Below are 19,886 nucleotides of genomic sequence, written 5' to 3'. Positions count from 1 at the left end.
AGACGAGCCCGAGCCCGCCGCATGAAGAACAAAGCACCGTTGCCTTCCCTGCCCCTGGCCGCCCGTGACCCGGCCCTGGCGCGGCGCCGCTGGCTGCAATGGGCCGGCGCGGTGGCTGCAGCCACGCAGGGCGCGGCCTTCAGCGCGCCCGCGCTGGCGCAGGCCCCGGCCCCCGTGCGCAGCGGTGAGCCGCCGCGCATGGCGCTGCTGATCGGCAACCGCGACTACCCCGAGGGCGAAGACCTGCCGCCCATCCACAAGAACGTGCGCGATCTGCGTGCCGTGCTGGAGCGGCGCGGCTTCGAGGTCACGCAGGGGCTCGACCTCGATCTGGCCTCCGCGCGCGCTGCCACGGCCGCTTTTGCCGCCAAGGTGCGCGCGGCACCGCCAGACGCCACGGTGCTGTTCTACTTCTCGGGCCACGGCGCACAGGTCGACGCCGAGAACCTGCTGGTTTCGGCGCGCATCAGCCCCAAGGCCCGGCCCGAGGCCCTGGCACGCGGCAGCATGACGCTCACGCGTGACGTGATCGGCGAACTGCCCCAGCGCCCCAACGGACTGACGATCGCGATCATCGACGCCTGCCGCACCTCCTTGCGCGACGTGGCCGGCGGCGACGGTCTGAACCAGGTGGAAGCGCCACGCGGCTGCCTGATCGCCTTCGCCACCGGGGCCGGCAAACCCGCCATCGCACCGGCCGACGACACGCGCAACACCTTCTACACGGCCTCGCTCGTGAAGCTGCTGGAGAACGCTTCCGACGAGATCAGTTTTTCCGACCTGTTCCGCCTGGTGAAGCTGGACGTGCAGAACGTCATGCTCAACCACCCGGTGCCGCTGCTGCGCCAGTTCGCGCAGTTTCCCTTCATTGCCGAGAACACGCAGATCTCGCGCCGCCTGGCGCCGCTGCCACCGCCCGAGGCCGTCGCCACCAGCGCACCGGCACCCGCTCGCTTTGCCAGCCGAGACGAAGCCGCCGACTGGGCCCAGCTCGAGGCGGCCGTGTGGCCGGCCGAGATCGCACGGCTGGCCGCCGAGTTCCTCAAGAACCACCCGGGCAGCCGCCTGGCCGGCAGTGCCGAGGTGGCACGCGCCGGAGCCAACGAAGCGGCGGCCATCCTGCGCAGGCGCGACGTGCGCCTCTTCCGCACCGCCTTCCAGCCAGGGCCCGAGGTGCCCGAGGCCGAACTGGTGAAGGCCGGTCGCGGCGACAAGGACGCGGCCGCCCGCCTGGCCCGCGCCTATGGACGCGACGGTCAACGCTTCGATGCAAGCCGCTACGAAGGCTGGCTGCAGTTCGCGGCGGCGCTGGGCAACGGTATCGCCAGCTACGAGCTGGCGCTGCACTACCGCCGCGTCGGGCAGCCGCTGCTGGCGGCGCAGTTCGAGGCGCGCGCACGGGAGCTCGGCTACACCCCGCCGCCCTCCTTGGACAACTCGCGCAAATGAGCGCTGGCTGGGGCCCGCGTGGCGCAGCGCGCCGGGCGCGGGCTCAGCCCCAGGGGCCGGGCTGCAGGGCGGTTTCGAGTTCGGCCTCCACGCGCCGCAGGTAGCGGTGCATCTCGTAGACCAGCCAGGCCATGCCGGTGGCGAACAAGGCCATGCCGGTGGCCGGTTCGATCAGCCCCGCCACCACCGCCAGCAGCCCCAGCAACACCGCGGGCGGCACCACGGCGATGGCCAGTGCGGCGCGACGCGCCTGCGCCTCGGCGCCCGCACTCGGCGCCGTGCCCGTGCCCCCTTCTGCGGGCCGGGCCGCTGCGAAGGCGGGCGGGGGCAGCAGTTCGGTGTCGGCGAAGGCGGACGGGCTGGCGAGGTGGGACATGGCACGCTCCGGCAAGACGGACTGAGGCAGGCTCGGTGTCTGCACCATAGGGCGCTGGGCCGCGGCGCCAAGCGCGGACGAAACGGGCTTTCACCGTGCATTTCGGCGGCCAGCACGCCTGCGCGCCACCAGACGTCGGGTCTGGCCGAGAATGCGCGGGCCCGCCAGCCCACCACCCTTGCCGCCCGCCGTGCCCGCGACACCCCCTTCCGAGATGCCCGGCGTCACGCTGCTGGAGCGCGGCTGGCTGTCTTCCAACAGCATCCTGCTGCACGGTGCGGGCGAAGGCGCCGTGCTGATCGACGCGGGCCACTGCGTGCATGCTGGACAAACCGTGGCGCTGGTACAGCACGCGTTGCAAGGCGAAGCGTTACGCGCCCTGGTGAACACCCACCTGCACTCCGATCACTGCGGCGGCAACGCCGCCGTGCAGCGTCACTTCGGCTGCACCCTGCACATGCCCCCGGGCGACTGGGACGCGGTGCAGGCCTGGGATGAAAGCCGCCTCAGTTACCGCGCCACCGGCCAGCGCTGCGAGCCTTTCGTGCCCGATGGCCGCATGCGGCCAGGCGACAGCTTGCGCGTGGCGGGTCGCACCTGGAAGGCGCTGGCCGCGCCCGGGCACGACCCGCACTCGCTGATCTTCTTCGACGACCAGGACGGCATCGTCATCACCGCCGATGCCCTGTGGGAGCACGGCTTCGGCATCGTCTTCCCCGAGCTGGACGGCGCCGCAGCCTTCGACGAGGTGGCAGCCACGCTGGACCTGATCGAATCACTCGGCGCGCGCAGGGCCCTCCCCGGGCATGGGGCGGCCTTCAGCGATGTGCAGGGCGCGCTGGTCCGGGCGCGCCAGCGCCTGGCGGCCTTCCGCGCCGACCCGCAGCGGCATGCACGCCACGCGATGAAGGCCCTGATCAGTTTCCACGTGATGGAGGTCGGCCACGAGCCCTTGCACGCCCTGCAGACGTGGCTGCTGGCGGCGCCGCTCTACGGCCAGGTGTGGGAGCGGCTGGGCGCACCGGGGGGCAGCCTGGCCGCCTACGGGCAGACGCTGGTGGAAGACCTGTGCAAGGCGGGCGTGCTGCAGCGGCGCGAGGGCGAGATCTTCAGCGCATGATCGGGCCGGAGCGGCAGTTGCCGCTCACGACCAGATCTGCCACAGCCCGTAGACGACGTGGCCCCAGACGAGCAGGTTGAAGCCGAGTAGGGCGAACACGCGCGAGATGTTCCACAGCGCCTGCGCACGGCGCAGGCAGGCGTCTTCGCCGGTGGCGGCATAGAGCCCCATGTAGAGCACCGAAGGCACCAGCGTGCCCACGATGAGCACACCCATCACCCAGTAGAAAACGGTCATGGTCAGGAACCCTGTGGTCCGAAACGTCGGCGGCGAGCCGGGCTGGCTTCTCACCCCGCCGGCCTGCAACGAGAGCCGGGAGCACCCGCCATCAAGACAAAAGGGTTAGCACGCCTGGCGTGCTAACCCTCGTCAATTTTTGGTGCGGCTGGCAGGAATCGAACCCACGACCCCTTGGTTCGTAGCCAAGTACTCTATCCAGCTGAGCTACAGCCGCATCAAGCCTTGCAGTATAGCACGCGTTCTGAAAATCTCTCAAGGCCTGCCAGGCCTGGACACAAAAATGCTGCAGCGCTCAATCGAGCAGCGCAGCGGCGCGCTCGCACTGCACCGCGCGGCTCTCGTCGCCCTCCTGGCGCGCCAGGGCGGCCAGTTCGCGCCAGGCCGTGCGACGCGTGGCAGCCGACAGACCCGGTGCCGCTGCGGCCTGCTCCAGCAGGCGGCGTGCCTTGCCCCAAAGCTGGCGCTCGGCGAAGACCATGCCGACGGCGGCCACCACCGCGCCTTCATGGGCGTAGGCCTGGGCGGCGGCTTCCAGGCGAGGCAGCCAGTCGCTGCCGATGCCGCGGCGCGCCTCGATGAGCGCCAGCGCCACCAGCTCGCGGTCTTCGCGAGAGAGCTCCGACAGCCGCTCCCAGAAGGGCTTGAGCCACAGGCGCGCATCGTCCGCCGCCTCCAACTGCACGGCGCGCAGGGCGGCGCGTGCGCTCACTGCGGGATCGCGACGGTCGGCGGTGTCGAACTGGCCCCACAGGCGGCGCAACTGCTGCGCGTCGTGCGCCCCTTCCAGCGTCTCGCCGGCCAGTGAACGCAGCAGGCTCTGCGCGACCACGGGCGAGAAGGCCTGGTGGTTGGCGAGCAGGCGCGCGGTCTGCAACGCGGCCAGCGGCTGGCGCGCCATGCGCAGGGCCTGCAGTTTCAGGCGCAGCGCGTGGGTGCGCCGGCCCACGCCCGGCGCCAGGGCTTCGAGCGACTCCAGCGCGCGCGGGGCGTCGCGGTCGTCCAGCGCCCATTCGGCGGCCAGCAGCCGCGCAGCCTCTTCGGCATTGCGCCCACCCGTGCGCAGGGCCTTGCCGCCGCGCGCGGTCTTGAGCGCGCGGCGCAGCGTCTCGTCACGCCGGCTGCGATCTTGCAGGCGGTGCAGGCTGCCGGCTGCCAGCAGCTGCGCCAGCACCAGGAACTCGGCATCGGCCGAGAGCGCCGGCGTGTCGTCGGCAATGAGCAGCGCGCGCTCGGCGGCCTTGCGTGCACGGCCATAACGGGCACCGAAGTACTCCACCAGCGCCTCTCGCAACGCCGCCTGGGCCGCGCGCTCGCGGCGCAGCGCCCGCCACTCGCCGGCACGCCGCGGCAGGCTGACCAGCGCGCCCAGGGCCTGCACCGAGGCCATCAGCACCGCGCAGGCGCCCAGCAGCACGATGACGAACAGGTTGAGCGAAAAATCGCTGCGCCAGCCGGCCCAGTAGATGCTGACCAGGCCGTCGTTGCTGCCCAGCGTGGTGGCCGCCACCACGGCCACCACGAAGATCAGGACGAGGACGATGACGCTGCGCATGGCTTCGGCGTGTCAGGAGCAGTGCAGCGCCGGCACACCGGCTCAGCGCCCGGCCGAGGCCGTGGCGATGGCAGCCAGCGTGGCGTCAGGCCGGGGCACGGTGACCAGGCGCGCCTGGCCCGTGACGCCGCGCACCAGTTCGCTGGCGGCCACCACGCGGCGGTGCTCCCGGTCGAAATAGGTCTCGAGTGCGCGCTGCGCCTCGCGCAGGTCGCTCTGCGCGGTGTCGAACTGGCGCGAAAGCAAGGCCAGGCGTGCATTCAGCAGCCGCAGCTTGAGGTTCTCTCGCAGGAAGAAGGCCTGCTCGGGGGCCACCAGCATCGCCTCGGGCTGGTCGATGCGGGTCACGCGCACGAGGCTCTTCACCTCCTGCCAGAACACCGAGGCGACGCTGGCCCAGCGCTGCCCGATCAGGCCTCCCAGGCCCGAACCGCTGGCCGCCGAAGCCGGCACGGCCGCGGCCGTGGCGGCCGCTTCGGCGCTGCGCGCAGCGGCGCGCCGCTCGGGGGCCGACACCAGCGGCAGTTCGTCCACCTGCCGGATCACCTCGTCCAGCCGGATGGTGAGCACGGTGATGTCGGTGACGCCCGCGCTGCGCGTGCGCTCCAGGTCCTGGGCCAGCGCGCGGCGCACTCGCTCCAGGCGCGGCTGGTTGAAACGCGCCAAGCGCTCGTCGGCCTGCTTGAGCGTGACGACCAGTGGCTCGGCGCTGCCGGTGATGGCCGACTGCTGAAGCGCCACGCGCAGCGCCGCGTCGACATCGGCCAGCACGTTTTCATCGCGCGATCGGGCCAGGCTCTGGATCAGTTCTTCGAGTTGGCTGCGCTGCAGCGAGGTCTCGGCCACGCGGGCTTCCAGCAGCGCCAGCTTGGCGGCGGCTTCGCGGGCGGTGATCTCCGCCTGGCGGGCCAGCGTGCGCGCCTCGGTGGCTTGGCTGCCACTGTCGGCCTGGCGCTTGACGAGTTCGGCTTCCAGCGACTTCACACGCTGCTGCGTGTTCCAGGCAAGAACCGTGGCGCCCGTGGCCAGGGCGGCAAGGACAGCGGCACCGGCAGCGATCCAGCGGCCATGACCGGGCGGGTGCGACACCAGCGCTGCAGGCGCGGGCCCGGCGGCGGCCGGGGCCGGCGTGAGGGCGGGCGCGGGATCGGGCAAGGGGGCGGTGTTCTCGCTCAAATCTCGCTCAGAAAGGCTGCTTCAGGGCTGTGTCACTGCGAGGCCGATTGTATCGGCGCGCACCTCTGTGCCCAGGCAGTCACGGCCGCAGGCGTGGGGGCGGGCAGCAGTTCGACCCTGCCAAAGCCTGCCTCGCGTGCGGCCTGGGCGATGCGGGGGTGCGAGGCCAGCGCACAGGCGCCCTGCCAGCGCGCCGCGGGCACCAGCGCACGCAGGTGCGCCACGGCCTCGCTGCTGCTGAACACCCAGCCGTGAGCCGCCGGCTCGGCCTGCGCCCTGGCGAGCAGCGCTTGGCCGGCAGCATCCAGCACCGGCGGGCAGCGCCGGTAGGCGGCCACGAAGGCCACGTCTGCACCGCGCTCGCGCAAGGTGTCGGCCAACCAGTCGCGGCCCTCTTCACCGCGCACCACCAGCACCTGCCGGCCGGCCCAGGGCTCGGCCTCGAGCTGTGCCCACAGGCCTTCAGAGTCCAGGCCGGCGCCCGGGGCCGGCTGCACCACCGCCGCCGCTGGCACGCCGGCGGCCTGCAAGGCCGCGGCCGTGCCCGGGCCGGTGCAGCCGGCGCGCACGCCGGCCGGCCAGCCCGCGCCGGCGGGCGCCAGCGCGAAGAAGTGCTGCACGGCGTTGGCGCTGACGAACATCACCAGGGCCCGCGAAGGCAAGCGCTCCCAGGCTGCCCGCACGGGTGTGGGGTCGGTGGGCGGGGCGATGTCGATCAGCGGCAACGCAGACGCCGCCGCCCCGAGGGCGTGCAGGGCCGCTACCCAGTCGGCCGCCTGCGCGGCGGGACGGGTGACGATGCAGTGCAGTGCCATCTCGGCCCCGCAGGCGGGCGCTGCCGCGGCGCTCAGGCGGCGGGCAGGTAGCTGCCGGCGCCGGCGGCGCGCAGCTGTGCGGCCGCTTCGTTGCCCAGCGCGCGGGCGCCGGCCTCGTCGGTGACGACGGCGGCCAGGCGCGTGCGCAGCAGCGGGCGCGTGAGTTCGTTGGCATCGCCCAGCGCGGCGTCGATGCGCAGGGTGTCGCCTTCCCACACCGCGTGCGCAGCCAGCGGCATGCTGCAGCTGCCGCCGAGCGAACGCGACACCGCGCGTTCGGCGTGGCAGGCCAGGAAGGTGGGCTGGTGCAGGGTCTGCGCCAGCAGTTCGCGCAGCGCGGTGTTGTCCTCGCGCACCTCGATGCCCAGGGCGCCCTGGCCGGCGGCCGGGATCATCACCTCGGGGTCGAAGGTGCCGCGGATGCGCGAGGCCAGACCCAGGCGCTTCAAGCCGGCGGCGGCCAGCACGATGGCGTGGAAGCCGCCTTCGTCGAGCTTGCGCAGGCGGGTGTCGAGGTTGCCGCGCAGCGGCTCGATCTGCAGGTCGGGTCGGCGCGCCAGCAGCTGCACCACGCGGCGCAGGCTGCTCGTGCCGACCACGGCGCCCTGCGGCAGCGCGTCGACGTTGTCGTACTGGTTGGAGACGAAGGCGTCGCGCGGGTCCTCACGTTCCCAGATGGCCGCGAGCGCGAAGCCCTCGGGCAGCTCCATCGGCACGTCCTTCAGCGAATGCACGGCCAGATGGGCGCGGCCTTCTTCGAGTGCCGTCTCCAGCTCCTTCACGAAGAGGCCCTTGCCGCCGACCTTGGACAGCGCGCGGTCGAGGATCTGGTCGCCGCGGGTCGTCATGCCCAGCAGCTCGACCGGCAGGCCAAAACGGGCCATGAGCGTGTCGCGCACGTGTTCGGCCTGCCAGAGGGCCAGGCGGCTTTCGCGCGTGGCGATGACGGTGGGTGCATTCATGCGCCAGATGATAGCCAGCGCCCTGCCCGCAGCCGCCGGCGGCAGCGGGCAGGCGGGCAGGCACGCGGATTGCGCGAGAATTGGTAACTCGGTTACAGCTCAGGAGCCCAAGATGCCGCGCCCCGCCCCCGCTCGCACCAAGCCGGTGAAAACCACCAGGACCAGCACCACAAAGTTCAAAAACACGCCCTCTGACGATGCGGCCTCGAAAAACAAGCCGCTGGTGGAAGACATCCGGTTACTGGGCCGCATCCTGGGTGACGTGATCCGCGAGCAGGAAGGCACGGCCGCTTTCGAACTCATCGAGCGTGTGCGCCAGCTCAGCGTGGCCTACCGGCTGAAGGCCGACGCCAGCGCCGGGCGTGTGCTCGACCGGCTGCTGAAGAACCTGAGCGCCGACCAGACCGTCACCGTCATCCGCGCCTTCAGCTACTTCAGCCACCTGGCCAACATCGCCGAAGACCGCCACCACGTGCGCCGCCGCAGCGTGCACGAGAAGGCCGGCGATCTGCAGGAAGGCTCGCTCGCGCTGAGCTTCGAGCGCCTGCAGCGCGCCGACCACCGCGCCGCCGACATCGCCGCCACGCTGCATGGCGCCTACATCAGCCCGGTGCTCACGGCCCACCCCACCGAGGTGCAGCGCAAGAGCATCCTGGACGCCGAGCGCGCCGTGGCCGAACTGCTGGAGCAGCGCGACGAGCTGCCCACCGAAGAGCGCCGCGCCGACAACGAGGCGCTGATGCGCGCCCGCGTCACCCAGCTGTGGCAGACACGCATGCTGCGCACCGCCAAGCTGACGGTGGCCGACGAGATCGAGAACGCGCTCAGCTACTACGGCACCACCTTCCTGCGCGAGATTCCGCGGCTGTACCGCGACGTCGAGCGGGCCCTGCCCGGCCACGCCGTGGGCAACTTCCTGCGCATGGGCCACTGGATCGGCGGCGACCGCGACGGCAACCCGAACGTGACCGCCGCCACGCTGGCCCATGCGCTGAAGCGACAGGCCGAGGTGGCGCTGCGTTTTTACCTGACCGAGGTGCACGAGCTCGGCGCCGAGCTCTCCATCAGCGGCACGCTGGCGCCGGTTTCGCCCGAGATGCTGGCGCTGGCCGCCGCCTCGCCCGACAGCAACCCGCACCGGCTGGACGAACCCTACCGCCGTGCGCTGATCGGCATGTACTCGCGCCTGGCGGCCACGCTGCAGGCGCTGACCGGCACCGAAGCCCTGCGCCATGCCGTGGCGCCGCAGAACCCCTACCCGGGCCCCGAGGCCTTCCTCGCCGACCTGCGCACCATCGAGCGCAGCCTGTGCAGCCACCACGCGCAGGCCCTGGTGGGCCCGCGCCTGGCGCCGCTGATGCGCGCGGTGCAGGTGTTCGGCTTTCACCTTGCCACGCTCGACCTGCGCCAGAGCAGCGACAAGCACGAGGCCGTGGTGGCCGAGCTGCTGCGCGTGGCGCGCATCGAACCCGACTACAGCGCGCTGGGCGAGACCGAGCGCCGCACCTGCCTGCTGGCGCTGCTGAACGACGCCCGCCCGCTGCGCGTGCACGGCACGGCCTACAGCCCCTTGACGCAGGACGAGCTGGCCATCTTCGAGACCGCGCGCGAGGCGCTCACGCGCTACGGCGCGCAGACACTGCGCCACTGCATCATCAGCCACACCGAAGAGGTGAGCGACCTGCTGGAAGTGCTGCTGCTGCAGAAGGAGGCCGGCCTGCTCACGGGCACGCTGGACCAGCCGGGCGCCAAGGCAGCGCTGATCACGGTGCCGCTGTTCGAGACCATCGGCGACCTGCGCCGCAGCGAACCCATCATGCGCGAGTTCTACGCGCTGCCCGGGGTGCACGCGCTGGTGCTGGCCAGTGGCGCCGAGCAGGACGTGATGCTGGGCTACAGCGACAGCAACAAGGACGGCGGCAGCTTCACCAGCCACTGGGAGCTGTTCCGCGCCGAAACGGCGCTGGCCGCGCTGTTCGCCGAGCTGAACGCCGCGCACGCCGGCAGCAGGCCCATCACGCTGCGCCTCTTCCACGGCCGCGGCGGCACGGTGGGCCGCGGCGGCGGGCCCAGCTACCAGGCCATCCTGGCGCAGCCGCCGGGCACGGTGAACGGGCAGATCCGCCTCACCGAGCAGGGCGAGGTGATCGCCAGCAAGTACGCCAACCCCGAGATCGGCCGCCGCAACCTGGAAACCCTGGTGGCCGCCACCCTGGAGGCGACGATGCTGCACCCGACCAAGCCGGCGCCCAAGGCCTTCCTGGACGCCGCGGCCGAGATCAGCGAAGCCAGTTTCCAGGCCTACCGCCAGCTGGTCTACGGCACGCCGGGCTTCACCGACTACTTCTTTGCCGCCACGCCCATCCGCGAGATCGCCGAGTTGAATATCGGCAGCCGCCCGGCCAGCCGCAAGGCCACGCGCGCCATCGAAGACCTGCGCGCCATCCCCTGGAGCTTCAGCTGGGGCCAGTGCCGCATGGCGCTGCCAGGCTGGTGCGGCTTCGGCAGCGCCATCGAGGCCTTCCTGGCCCAGGGCGACCGCGCCGAACGCGCCGCGCTGCTGCAGCGCATGCACAAGCAGTGGCCCTTCTTCCGCACGCTGCTGAGCAACCTGGACATGGTGCTGGCCAAGAGCGACCTGCGCATCGCCGCCCGCTACGTGGAGCTGGTGGAAGACAAGAAGGTGGCCAAGCGCATCTTCGGCCTGCTGAAGGCCGAGTGGCAGCGTGCGAGCGAGGCGCTGACGCTCATCACCGGCCAGCAGCAGCCGCTGCAAGGCAACCCGGCGCTGGCGCGCAGCATCGCGCACCGCTTCCCCTACCTGGACCCGCTGAACCACCTGCAGGTGGAGCTGATGCGCCGCTACCGCACGCGGCGCGAGGGGCAGGAAGGGGTGGAGCGGCTGCAGCGCGGCATCCACCTCAGCATCAACGGCATTGCCGCGGGGCTGCGCAACACGGGCTGAGACTCCCGCGTTTGCGGGGGGCAGGCTGGCTAGACGGGGCGGCGGCGCATCCGCCGCGGCCTGGGGTGCGTAGGGCTGAGGGTCGGTGGCGTGGGCCCGTGTGCGGGCCGCGTTGCCGGCGCCACAGCAACCTTCAGGAGTCACCTTCATGCAAACCCGCACCCGCCTGCTGAGCGCTGCCGCGCTGGCCTGCCTGGCCGCCAGCGCCCAGGCGCAGATGCTCGTCGGCATCACCAGCGCCAACGAGATCGCGCGCTTCGACGCCGCCAACCCCGGCATGGCCACGCGCACCGCCATCACCGGCCTGGACGCCGGCGACCGCTTCGTCGGCATCGACCTGCGCCCGAGCAACAACACGATCTACGGCCTGACGCTCAGCAACCGCCTCTACACGCTGAACGAGAGCACGGGCGCGGCCACCTTCGTGGCGGCCCTGTCCACCACCGTGGTCAACGGCGCGCAGGGCTGGGGCCTGGACTTCAACCCCGTGGCCGATTTCGCCGGCGCCACCTCGCTGCGCGTGGTGGGCTCGATGGGTGGCAACTTCGCGATCAACGCCGTCTCCGGCGCCGTGACCACGGCCACGCCCATCGCCAGCGGCCACAGCGGCGTGGCCTACACCAACAGCAACCCGGCGGGCGCCCCCACCACCACGGGCCTGTACTACATCAACGGTGCCACCGACACCCTGGCCTTCGCCGCCAGCGGTTTCAACAACCCGACCATCACCACCGTCGGCGCACTGGGCCTGGACGTGCTGAACGCCAACGGCTTCGAGATCCTGGCCAACGGCATGGCCTACGCGGCGCTGAACCGCGACGGCGGCACGCTAGGCACGGGGCTTTACGGCATCAACCTGATGACGGGCGCGGCCACGATGGTGGGGGAGTTCAACGGCACGCTGACGGGGCTGACCGTCTCGGCCGTGCCCGAGCCGGGGACCTGGGCCTTGATGCTGGCGGGCATCGGCGTGGCGGTGGGCGCGGCGCGGCGCCGGCGCCACACCTGAGCCCGTTCAACGCGGTCCGGCCCTTGCCTTGTCAGCAGGGGCCGCCAGCCGACGGAAGGCAGCCACCTCGCCGTGAACCGCCAGATCAAGGAGTTGCTTCCGCGTGCGCTCCACATTTGCGCAAGCCAGGGGGTCTGCATGAGCTGGCAGCACCTGCCCGGCAGCCAGAGTCAAGGTTTGGACGCTCTCGTGCACCGCGTCCTGGCGCTGCTTCGGCCATCCGTGTACCTCGCCGATACGGCGCGACAGCGCCAGGCCGAGCAGGCTGGGTGAGCGCCTTTCAAGCGTTTCCGCGGCGGCACGGCAATGGAGAGCGCCGATTCTGTCGAGCCCGGGCGAACGGCAGTGCTTTGTGATGACGGCTAGCCCTTGGTTCAGGGCCCCGTCACGCGCGACGTCCAACCCGTGGGCCTGCAGCAGCAGGAGCACATGCAGATACGGCGGCAGATCGGCAGGCAGCACCGATGCCACCCACGGTGTCACGGGTGGGGCTGGGCTGAATCGCGATGACAGTTGCATGCCCGCAACTGCACGCTCGGCCTGCGCAGGCTCCGCACCGGCCCACAACAGCCAATGTGCCGCGTCGGAGATGAATTCCTCAGGCGCGCGCTCCATCCAGCCAGCCGGCGAGAGATGCTGACACGCCGCCGGCGAGGCCGCGATCTGGCAAGTCGACCACGCCCACCAGAACACAGCCGGGTCGGGGCTGCTCAGGGCCAAGGCCGCCAGCGCCGAGCGCGGGTCCTCGGCGGCGGGCAGAGGCTGCCCGCGGGTCTGTGCGTCGAAGTGGCGAAGCTCAAAACGAAGCACCAGCGCCGCTGCACGCGCGCGCTCGGCCGGATCTTGCGCGAGGGCAGCCAGCACACGCGGCCACGCGGCTTGTACCGCGTGCTGGAAGAGGTGCGGCGGCTCGGCGCCCCGAGAGATCTGGCCCACGCCGCACAGTTCGGCCAGGCCGGACGAAGTGCTGGGCCCTGAGGCACGTGCCTCCGGACCCGGCGCTGCACCAGCAACGGCCAACGCCGTGGGTGCTGAGGCAGGGCCCGCTGCGCCGGGTGGGGCGTCGGAACCTGCAGGGGCTGCTGCGGAGGACGGCACGGCACCGGCAGGGCCAAGGGAGCGCACGGCAGACGGCCGCTCATTCGCGGCCTCGTGGTCCGGCCCACGCTGCTCCCACCACCACCATGATCCCCCCAGGACTGCCAGCAACAGCGCCTTGGCCCCCAGAGCCCACAAGCCCACACGCTGCCGCTGCCGCGCGACCGCAGGATCGTCGAAGCCGCCGTTCACGCCCTACCCGCCAAAGCCGCCCGCACCGCCGCCAACTGCCGCCGCGAGACCGACAGCCACTCGTCCAGCGGTGCCACGCGCACGGCCCAGCCGCCCGCTTCGTCACCGCTTTCTTCGCCGGGCTCGCCGCCTTCTCGCAGCGCCAGTTCGCGGATGGCGTGGCGCGCCACCAGCGCGTTGCGGTGGATGCGCAGGTGATTGCCGCCCAGTGCGGCCAGGCGCTGCTCCAGTTCCGACAGCGAGTCGTCCAGCACGTACTCGTGCCCCGGCGTGCGCAGCGTCACGTACTTCTGCCCGGCCTTGAGCACCAGCACCTCGGGCAGCGGCAGGCGCAGCACGCGGCCGCGGTCGCTCACCACCAGGGCCGGGGCTTCCTGCAGCACGGCCTGCATCGTGCTGAGCGGCTGCAGGCGCTGCTGCACGCGCTGCAGCGCGTTGCGCAGGCGCTCGGTGCGCACGGGCTTGGTGAGGTAGTCCACCGCCTCCAGCTCGAAGGCCTTGAGCGCATGCTCGGCGTGCGCGCTGACGAAGATGACCGCCGGCGGCTGCGGCATCGCGCGCAGCCGCGCGGCCAGGTGCAGGCCCTCGTGCGGCGTGAGGCCGGGCATGCGGATGTCCAGCAGCACGGCGTCCACCATGTGGGTGTTCAGCTGCGCCAGCGCCTGCGCGGCGTCACCGGCCTCACCCACCACGTTGACATCGAACTCCGGCAGCGCCTGCAGCAGCGCGCGCAGGCGCAGCCGGGCGAGGTCTTCGTCGTCGACGATGAGCACGTTCATGGCGTCAGCGTCTCCCCTTCAAGGCAAGGGCAGCACGATGCGGGCGTGGAACAGGTCGGGCAGGCCGCTGCCGGCCGCCGCAGGCTCGCGCCACACGTCGCACTGCGCGCCCACGTCGTGCAGCAGGCGCAGGCGCTCGCGCACGTTGTGCAGCGCCATGCCGTGGCCGGGCATGCCAGGCTCCGGGCCGAGGGTGTTGATCACCGTCACCACCGCCTGCCCGCGCTGCACGGCGGCACGCACCGTCACACGCCCGCCGCCGGCGGCGGGCTCGATGCCGTGACGCACGGCGTTCTCCACCAGCGGCTGCAGCACCAGCGAAGGCACGCGCGCGGCGTGCACGCGCGGGTCGACCTCCCACTGCACGTCGAGCCGGTGGCCGAAGCGCACCTGCTCGATGGCCAGGTAGTGCCGCGCCAGCGCCATCTCTTCCTCCAGCGTGACGGTGGCGCCCACCTCGGCCAGCGCGGCGCGGAAGAGCTCGCTCAGGTCTTCCAGCACGGCCTCGGCGCGGGCCGGGTCCACGCGCACCAGCGCAAGCGCGGTGTTCAAGGCGTTGAAGAGGAAGTGCGGGCGGATGCGGCTCTGCAGTTCGGCCAGGCGCGCGCTGGCGTCGGCCGGGTGCCAGATGCGGGCGCGCAAATCGAGCCAGGCCCACAGCATCGCCGCGAAACACACGCCGCCCAGGCCCACGGCGGCCACGCGCAAGGCGTGCAACTCGCCGCCCAGCCCGGCCCACAGCAGCGGCCACCAGGCCAGCCCCGCCGCCACCGCGCCCAGGCCCAGCACCAGCACCGCGCGCGGCAGGCTGGGCAGCGCCATCAGCGGCCGCTTCAGCGCGCAGAGGCCCACCAGCCACAGCAGGCTGCCGGCCACGCCAGCAAAGGCCAGCACGGCCTGGCGCGTGCCCCATTCGGCCGCACTGCTGGCCGTGGCCAAGGCCAGCACGGCCAGCACCGCCTGCACCAGCACCACGGCCCGCAGGGCCAGCGCCGGATGGCAGACATCGAAACTCGCGGCCGTGATGGCCATCACGCGGCTGCGCTCGTCAGCCAAGGGGTCGAAGCGGCTCTGCGCGAAGCCGGTGCTGCGCGTGGACGGCGCCGCTGACGGCGGTGCGGGCGGTGAAGGCGGTGGAGGGCTCATCGAGGGGGCGGCCGGATAATACGGAGTGTGCCCGCCGCCGCCCCTGTGCCGCGGCCCTGACGGCGCCCACCCCAGCTCCCTGCACCCCATGTCGAACCAGCCCGCCCAGCAACCTTCCGCCGACCCCCTGGCCAACAAGCACCAGGCCTGGTCGGCCCTGTTCAGCGAACCGATGAGCGAGCTGGTGCAGCGCTACACCGCCAGCGTGAACTTCGACAAGCGCCTGTGGCAGGCCGACATCGCCGGCAGCCTGGCGCATGCCGAGATGCTGGCGGCGCAGCACATCATCGGCGCGCACGACCTGGCCGACATCCAGCGCGGCATGGCGCAGATCCGCGCAGAGATCGAGGAAGGCCGCTTCGAATGGAAGCTGGCGCTGGAAGACGTGCACCTGAACATCGAGGCCCGCCTCACCGCGCTGGTGGGCGATGCCGGCAAGCGCCTGCACACCGGCCGCAGCCGCAACGACCAGGTGGCCACCGACGTGCGCCTGTGGCTGCGCGGCGAGATCGACAAGCTGGTGCAGCTGATGGCCGCGATGCAGGCCGCACTGGTGGAACTGGCCGCGCAGCACACCGAGACCGTGATGCCCGGCTACACGCACATGCAGGTGGCACAGCCGGTGAGTTTTGCGCACCACCTGCTGGCCTATGTGGAGATGTTCGCGCGTGATGCCGAACGCCTGGCCGATGTGAGGAAGCGCGTGAACGTGCTGCCCCTGGGCGCCGCCGCGCTGGCGGGCACCAGCTACCCGCTGGACCGCGAGCGCGTGGCCCGGACGCTGGGCTTCGACGGCGTCTGCCAGAACAGCCTCGACGCCGTGAGCGACCGTGATTTCGCGATGGAGTTCACCGCCGCGGCCAGCATCTGCATGGTGCACGTTTCGCGGCTGGCCGAAGAGATCGTGCTGTGGATGAGCCAGAACTTCGGCTTCATCGACCTGGCCGACCGCTACTGCACCGGCTCTTCCATCATGCCGCAGAAGCGCAACCCCGACGTGGCCGAACTGGCTCGCGGAAAGAGCGGCCGCGTGGTGGGGCACCTGATGGCGCTCATCACGCTGATGAAGGGCCAGCCGCTGACCTACAACAAGGACAACCAGGAAGACAAGGAGCCGCTCTTCGACACCGTGGACACGCTGGCCGACACGCTGCGCATCATGGCCGAGATGGTGGGTGGCATCACGGTGAAGAAAGAGGCGATGGAGCGCGCTGCGCTCAAGGGCTACGCCACCGCCACCGACCTCGCCGACTACCTGGTGAAGAAGGGCCTGCCCTTCCGCGATGCGCACGAGGTGGTGGCGCACGCCGTGAAGAGCGCCATCGCGCGCGGCATCGATCTGGCCGAGCTGCCGCTGGCCGAGTTGCAGGCCTTGAACCCGGCCGTGACGGCCGATGTGGCCGAAGTGCTGACGCTGCGCGGCTCCCTCAACGCGCGCCGTGTGCTGGGCGGCACCGCGCCGGTGCAGGTGCAGGCGCAGGTGGAACGGCACCAGCGGCGACTTGCCGCCGGCTGAGCCTTCCGGCCTTCCACGTCAGGCGTCAGCGCAGCCGGATGCGCGTGGCCTCCAGCGTGCGGCGGTCGCTGCCCAGCACGCCCTGCACTTCCACCGTGCGGCCCACCCGCAGGTCGGCCAGCGTGCCGTTGTCGATGCGCAGGTCGCTGCGCCGCGTGCTCACCGTGACGCCGCGCACCTGCAGCGTGCCGGCTGTGCTGTCCACTGCGACGATGGCCCCGGTCACCTCGAAACCGCGCTCTTCTTCCTGCCGGTCGCTGCGCACCTGCACGCTGGTGGCGCGCAACTGGCCGCCCTGCACGCGGCCTTCCACTTCCACGCGCGCGCCCAGCACCAGCGCGTTGCGGCCGTCGGGAATCTGCGCAGTGCTCAGGTCCACCGGCTGGCCGTTGACGCGGATCGCGGTGAGCGCCGCACCCCCCTGCACCGGCACCAGGCCCGTGATCAGTCCCTTGAGCTTGGCCTCTTCGCCATCGGGCAGCGTGCGCTGCGTCTCGCCGAAGGAAAGCACCGTCCAGCGCACCGGGTTGGTGGCGGCCGCCAGGCGCAGGCGCACCACCTGGCCGGCGGCCAGGCCGGCCGGCACGCCACTGGCGCCGGCATAGCTGTAGCTCGTGGTGCCGATGCGCAGCGTCTGCGCCGCGCTGTCCACGGCGGCCAGCAGGCCGCGCAGGCGCAGCGGCGCGGCGCTGGCGGCCACCTCCACCCGGGTGGCGCGGTAGCGCTCGGCAGCCGCGTCCCAGGCGCCGTGCACGGCCACGCTGCGGCCGGTGGCCAGGGCGGCCACGCCACCGGCCAGCGCATCGTCGAAGACGGTGGCGGCGTCCACCGTCACGCGCTGGCCGAGCAGCGTGAAGGCACTGCCGGCGGCGTCCACCAGCCCCACCGGGCCCACCAGTTCAGGCTCGTAGCGGATGCGGCTGGCGGTCGCGGCCGGCCCGCTGCTGCCGGTGGCAATGGCCGAGCTCTCGATCTCCACGCTCATGCCCAGGCGCAGGTCGTCGCGGCTGCGTCGCGTGCCGTCGGCGTCTTCCACCGCCGCCGTGCTGTCGTCGAAGCGCACGCCGTTGACGATGACCGAGCCGAAGCCCTGCACGGGCCCCGACGCGAAACTGCCCGTGCCGCCGCTGCCGACGCCGCCGCCGCAGCCGCCCAGCACGGCGGCCAGCACCACGGCAGTGCCTGCCAAGGCGGCCATCCATCGGGCCGTGGCGCGCGGGGAGTTCGGGGTCTGCTTCATGGTTCAGCCTTTGCGGCGGGCACGGGCCCGCACGGGTTCAAGAGGTGGGACGGGCGGCTCGGCCGCGGCCCCTTCCTGGTAGGTGTAGAGGCCCACGCGCAGGCGGCCTTGCGGGGGCGGGTCGAGCGCGCCGTCGTGTTCGACGTGGGCTTCGAGCAGGGGCACCAGCGCCTGCAACAGCGCCTGCCACTGCGCCCGCACCACGGGCCGCACCGAAGCCACCGAGGCTGCCGACAGGCCCGAGGCGAAGACCGCCTGCTCGAAGTGCTGGCGGTTGTCGCCGCCCAGCACGTTCTGCACCGCGGCTCGCAAGTGGTCACCCACGTTGTCGCCGAGGAAAGCCAGGCTCTGCGTCTCGTCGTTACCAGGCACGAAGCCCTCGCGCACCACGGCCACGGTGTCGGCCTGCACGTCCCAGCGCGCCACGCCCAGGCGGCAGAGTTCGTCGAGCAGGCTGCGTGCGTGCACGTTGCGCGTGACGGCCTGAGCCAGGGCCTCGAAGCTGGGCGCCGGGCCCAGGCGCGGCAAGACGCAGGGCTCGCCATCGGCGCCGCGGAAGGGCGGCTGCGTGCGCCAGTGCGTGAACACCTCGCTGGCCAGCGAGCGCGCGCGCGGGCGCGGCGCCTCGGCGGCCGGCTCGGCCAGCAGTTGCACGAGGCGCGCCACTTCGCGCCGGTGCAGGCCCGTGGTGGTGCTGATGCGGCTGACCTTGCGGTGTTCGGGCAGGCCGGGGTGGGCTTGTGCGGCGCGCCGCACGTAGGCCTGGCGCAGCAGTTCCTCCACCTCGGCCACGGGCACGCCACGCGCCACGCCGAGTTGCGCCACCGAGTCCAGCAACCCGGCCAGGGCCTGCTGCAGGGCCTGGCGTTCGGGCGCGGGCGCATCGGGGGCGGTATCGGCGGGGGCTGGGGCGGGGTTGCTCATCGTGCGGGCGGGCCGGCCGCACTGTAGCGGCCGGCCCGTGCGCCGAGGGGCGCTGCGTGGCCGGCTTTACTTGAACTCGACGCGACGCGCTTCCAGGCGCGTGCGGTCGGTGCTGAGCACGCCGCGCACTTCCACCCGGCGGCCGTTGGCCAGCGTGGCCTCGGTGCCGTCCCGGTACTCCACCGTGCCGCCGTACCAGACGGTCACGCCGCGCAGCGCGAAGGTCTTGTCGGTGGTGTTGAGGTTGCCGACTTCGCCGCGCAGTTCCAGCGGGCGGACGCCTTGCGTGCGGCGCTCCTCGATCTCGACCTTGGTCGCCACCAGCACCCCGTCCACCACCTGGCCCGACACTTCCACGCGCGCGCCCAGCACCACGCCGGCCGTGCCGTCGGGGAAGGTGGCGCCGCTGGCGTTGATGGCCAGGCCGTTGACGGTGAAGCTGGTGGTCGAGGTGAAGGCCGTGATCACGCCTTCGACCTTCGCGTCGGGCAGCGTGGGAGGCAGACGCAGGCCGCCACGCACCGCCGTGGCCACCCACTGGCCGTTCACCTGCGTGGTATTCAGCAGCACGCGCACGATCTGCCCATTGGCCAGGTTGGCCGGCACGTTGGCCGCGGGCACGCTGGCGTAGTTGATGACCTGGCCGTTGATGGTGAAGGTCTTGGCCGTGGTGTCCAGCGCCGCGATGGCACCGCGCAGCTTGTACGCGGTGACGCTGTCTTCCGCCTCGATGCGCGTGGCCACGATACGGGCGTTGGAGGGGTCGAGGATGCCGTAGACCTCCACCACCTTGCCGGCCGTCAGCGCGGCCAGGCCGCCGGTGAGGCTGTCGTCGAAGACGGTGCTGGTGGTCACGAGCACCGTCTGGCCGAGCACCGTGACGGTGGAGGCCGCGGTGTCCACCGTGCCCACGGGGCCGACGATTTCGTTGCCCAGGCGGATGCGCAGCGCCAGTGCACTGGCGTTGGCACGGTCGACGTTGCCGGCATCCACCTGCAGCGTCATGCCCAGGCGGAACTCGCGGCTGCTGCGGGCGTTGCCGTCGTCGTCGGTGACGGTGGCGGTGCTGTCGTCGTAGCGCACGCCGCCCACGATCACCGAACCGAAGCCGGTGATGGCGCCCTGGGCATAACTGCTGGCCGCGGCCGCCGCGGGCGTGGCGGGTGTGCTGCTGGCGGGGCTGGCGCTGTCGCCACCGCCACCGCCGCAGCCGGGCAGGAAGGCGGCCGACAGCAGCGCGGTGCCGGCGGTGAGGGCGGTGCGGCGCGTGGCCAGGGTCGGGGCTGGGGTGTTCTCGGGGCGCATGGCAGGGTCTCCGGCAGGGACG

The 19,886-nt window shown here is 72.1% G+C and carries 17 protein-coding genes and 1 tRNA gene; 5 read left to right on the top strand and 13 right to left on the bottom strand.

The window, feature by feature from the left end:
- The first annotated feature begins 21 nt into the window (after positions 1-21).
- Complete coding sequence (locus EOE66_RS18575; RefSeq protein WP_128230202.1) at positions 22-1,449, top strand: caspase family protein; 1,428 nt, start codon at positions 22-24, stop codon at positions 1,447-1,449.
- Positions 1,450-1,492: 43 nt separating this feature from the next.
- On the opposite strand, the gene EOE66_RS18570 is transcribed toward EOE66_RS18575, so the two are convergent.
- Positions 1,493-1,825, bottom strand: coding sequence for a hypothetical protein (locus EOE66_RS18570; RefSeq protein ID WP_128230201.1), 333 nt, complete (start codon positions 1,823-1,825; stop codon positions 1,493-1,495).
- Between the two features lie 190 nt (positions 1,826-2,015).
- Here EOE66_RS18570 and EOE66_RS18565 point away from each other — a divergent pair, with 190 nt between their 5' ends.
- Positions 2,016-2,945: an MBL fold metallo-hydrolase gene (locus EOE66_RS18565; protein ID WP_128230200.1), complete on the top strand. Its 930-nt coding sequence runs from the start codon at positions 2,016-2,018 to the stop codon at positions 2,943-2,945.
- Between the two features lie 24 nt (positions 2,946-2,969).
- Here EOE66_RS18565 and EOE66_RS18560 read toward each other — a convergent pair whose 3' ends face one another.
- From EOE66_RS18560 to hemC, 6 genes are all read right to left on the bottom strand, one after another.
- Positions 2,970-3,182 carry a hypothetical protein gene (locus EOE66_RS18560; protein ID WP_128230199.1) on the bottom strand — a complete coding sequence of 71 codons (213 nt, stop codon included), beginning with the start codon at positions 3,180-3,182 and terminating at the stop codon, positions 2,970-2,972.
- Positions 3,183-3,322: 140 nt separating this feature from the next.
- Positions 3,323-3,399, bottom strand: a tRNA-Arg gene (locus EOE66_RS18555).
- Between the two features lie 78 nt (positions 3,400-3,477).
- A complete protein-coding gene (locus tag EOE66_RS18550) occupies positions 3,478-4,737 on the bottom strand; it encodes a heme biosynthesis HemY N-terminal domain-containing protein (RefSeq protein ID WP_128230198.1) in 1,260 nt (419 codons plus the stop codon).
- 42 nt (positions 4,738-4,779) lie between these two features.
- Positions 4,780-5,892 (bottom strand): uroporphyrinogen-III C-methyltransferase, encoded by a 1,113-nt coding sequence (locus EOE66_RS18545; RefSeq protein WP_128230248.1) that lies wholly within the window; start codon positions 5,890-5,892, stop codon positions 4,780-4,782.
- 53 nt (positions 5,893-5,945) lie between these two features.
- Positions 5,946-6,728, bottom strand: a complete 783-nt coding sequence (locus tag EOE66_RS18540; protein ID WP_205702734.1) for a uroporphyrinogen-III synthase — start codon at positions 6,726-6,728, stop codon at positions 5,946-5,948.
- A 32-nt stretch (positions 6,729-6,760) separates the two neighbouring features.
- The gene (gene hemC / locus EOE66_RS18535) at positions 6,761-7,690 is read right to left on the bottom strand and encodes a hydroxymethylbilane synthase (protein WP_128230197.1); all 930 of its coding nucleotides are present in this window, start codon (positions 7,688-7,690) and stop codon (positions 6,761-6,763) included.
- On the opposite strand from hemC, the gene ppc reads away from it, so the two are divergent.
- Entirely contained in the window at positions 7,671-10,655 is a 2,985-nt protein-coding gene (gene ppc / locus EOE66_RS18530) for a phosphoenolpyruvate carboxylase (RefSeq protein WP_375137492.1), read from the top strand. The two genes, hemC and ppc, sit on opposite strands and share 20 nt — an antisense overlap.
- A 148-nt stretch (positions 10,656-10,803) precedes the next feature.
- On the top strand, positions 10,804-11,664 hold the full coding sequence (locus tag EOE66_RS18525) for a DUF4394 domain-containing protein (RefSeq protein ID WP_128230195.1): 861 nt from the start codon (positions 10,804-10,806) through the stop codon (positions 11,662-11,664).
- A 6-nt stretch (positions 11,665-11,670) separates the two neighbouring features.
- Here the strand turns inward: EOE66_RS18525 and EOE66_RS18520 are convergent, their stop codons facing one another.
- From EOE66_RS18520 to EOE66_RS18510, 3 genes are all read right to left on the bottom strand, one after another.
- Positions 11,671-12,600 (bottom strand): hypothetical protein, encoded by a 930-nt coding sequence (locus EOE66_RS18520; RefSeq protein ID WP_164885160.1) that lies wholly within the window; start codon positions 12,598-12,600, stop codon positions 11,671-11,673.
- Positions 12,601-12,950: 350 nt separating this feature from the next.
- On the bottom strand, positions 12,951-13,733 hold the full coding sequence (locus EOE66_RS18515) for a LytR/AlgR family response regulator transcription factor (protein WP_128230193.1): 783 nt from the start codon (positions 13,731-13,733) through the stop codon (positions 12,951-12,953).
- A gap of 18 nt (positions 13,734-13,751) precedes the next feature.
- Positions 13,752-14,879: a sensor histidine kinase gene (locus EOE66_RS18510; RefSeq protein ID WP_128230192.1), complete on the bottom strand. Its 1,128-nt coding sequence runs from the start codon at positions 14,877-14,879 to the stop codon at positions 13,752-13,754.
- An 88-nt stretch (positions 14,880-14,967) separates the two neighbouring features.
- Here EOE66_RS18510 and argH point away from each other — a divergent pair, with 88 nt between their 5' ends.
- Positions 14,968-16,395 carry an argininosuccinate lyase gene (argH, locus tag EOE66_RS18505; protein WP_128230191.1) on the top strand — a complete coding sequence of 476 codons (1,428 nt, stop codon included), beginning with the start codon at positions 14,968-14,970 and terminating at the stop codon, positions 16,393-16,395.
- A gap of 25 nt (positions 16,396-16,420) precedes the next feature.
- On the opposite strand, the gene EOE66_RS18500 is transcribed toward argH, so the two are convergent.
- The 3 genes from EOE66_RS18500 to EOE66_RS18490 all read right to left on the bottom strand — a co-directional run bounded on the left by EOE66_RS18500 (position 16,421) and on the right by EOE66_RS18490 (position 19,864).
- A complete protein-coding gene (locus EOE66_RS18500; protein ID WP_128230190.1) occupies positions 16,421-17,635 on the bottom strand; it encodes a DUF5666 domain-containing protein in 1,215 nt (404 codons plus the stop codon).
- Between the two features lie 3 nt (positions 17,636-17,638).
- Positions 17,639-18,559 (bottom strand): DUF6502 family protein, encoded by a 921-nt coding sequence (locus EOE66_RS18495; RefSeq protein WP_128230189.1) that lies wholly within the window; start codon positions 18,557-18,559, stop codon positions 17,639-17,641.
- 66 nt (positions 18,560-18,625) lie between these two features.
- Positions 18,626-19,864, bottom strand: coding sequence for a DUF5666 domain-containing protein (locus EOE66_RS18490; protein WP_128230188.1), 1,239 nt, complete (start codon positions 19,862-19,864; stop codon positions 18,626-18,628).
- Between the last annotated feature and the right edge of the window lie 22 nt (positions 19,865-19,886).

Origin of the sequence: Rubrivivax rivuli (assembly GCF_004016505.1) — a bacterium.
GTDB lineage: Bacteria > Pseudomonadota > Gammaproteobacteria > Burkholderiales > Burkholderiaceae_C > Rubrivivax > Rubrivivax rivuli.
The sequence above is the reverse complement of the archived record's forward strand: the minus strand, read 5'-3'. Positions and strand labels throughout refer to the sequence as shown.

Bases quoted from the DNA above. Each gene is read 5' to 3' on its own strand.
- EOE66_RS18510 (WP_128230192.1), bottom strand. From the start codon at position 14,879: ATGAGCCCTCCACCGCCTTCACCGCCCGCACCGCCGTCAGCGGCGCCG.
- EOE66_RS18540 (WP_205702734.1), bottom strand. From the start codon at position 6,728: ATGGCACTGCACTGCATCGTCACCCGTCCCGCCGCGCAGGCGGCCGAC.
- EOE66_RS18495 (WP_128230189.1), bottom strand. From the start codon at position 18,559: ATGAGCAACCCCGCCCCAGCCCCCGCCGATACCGCCCCCGATGCGCCC.
- EOE66_RS18575 (WP_128230202.1), top strand. From the start codon at position 22: ATGAAGAACAAAGCACCGTTGCCTTCCCTGCCCCTGGCCGCCCGTGAC.
- hemC (WP_128230197.1), bottom strand. From the start codon at position 7,690: ATGAATGCACCCACCGTCATCGCCACGCGCGAAAGCCGCCTGGCCCTC.
- EOE66_RS18490 (WP_128230188.1), bottom strand. From the start codon at position 19,864: ATGCGCCCCGAGAACACCCCAGCCCCGACCCTGGCCACGCGCCGCACC.
- EOE66_RS18525 (WP_128230195.1), top strand. From the start codon at position 10,804: ATGCAAACCCGCACCCGCCTGCTGAGCGCTGCCGCGCTGGCCTGCCTG.
- EOE66_RS18550 (WP_128230198.1), bottom strand. From the start codon at position 4,737: ATGCGCAGCGTCATCGTCCTCGTCCTGATCTTCGTGGTGGCCGTGGTG.
- EOE66_RS18570 (WP_128230201.1), bottom strand. From the start codon at position 1,825: ATGTCCCACCTCGCCAGCCCGTCCGCCTTCGCCGACACCGAACTGCTG.
- EOE66_RS18515 (WP_128230193.1), bottom strand. From the start codon at position 13,733: ATGAACGTGCTCATCGTCGACGACGAAGACCTCGCCCGGCTGCGCCTG.
- argH (WP_128230191.1), top strand. From the start codon at position 14,968: ATGTCGAACCAGCCCGCCCAGCAACCTTCCGCCGACCCCCTGGCCAAC.
- EOE66_RS18560 (WP_128230199.1), bottom strand. From the start codon at position 3,182: ATGACCGTTTTCTACTGGGTGATGGGTGTGCTCATCGTGGGCACGCTG.
- ppc (WP_375137492.1), top strand. From the start codon at position 7,671: ATGACGGTGGGTGCATTCATGCGCCAGATGATAGCCAGCGCCCTGCCC.
- EOE66_RS18500 (WP_128230190.1), bottom strand. From the start codon at position 17,635: ATGAAGCAGACCCCGAACTCCCCGCGCGCCACGGCCCGATGGATGGCC.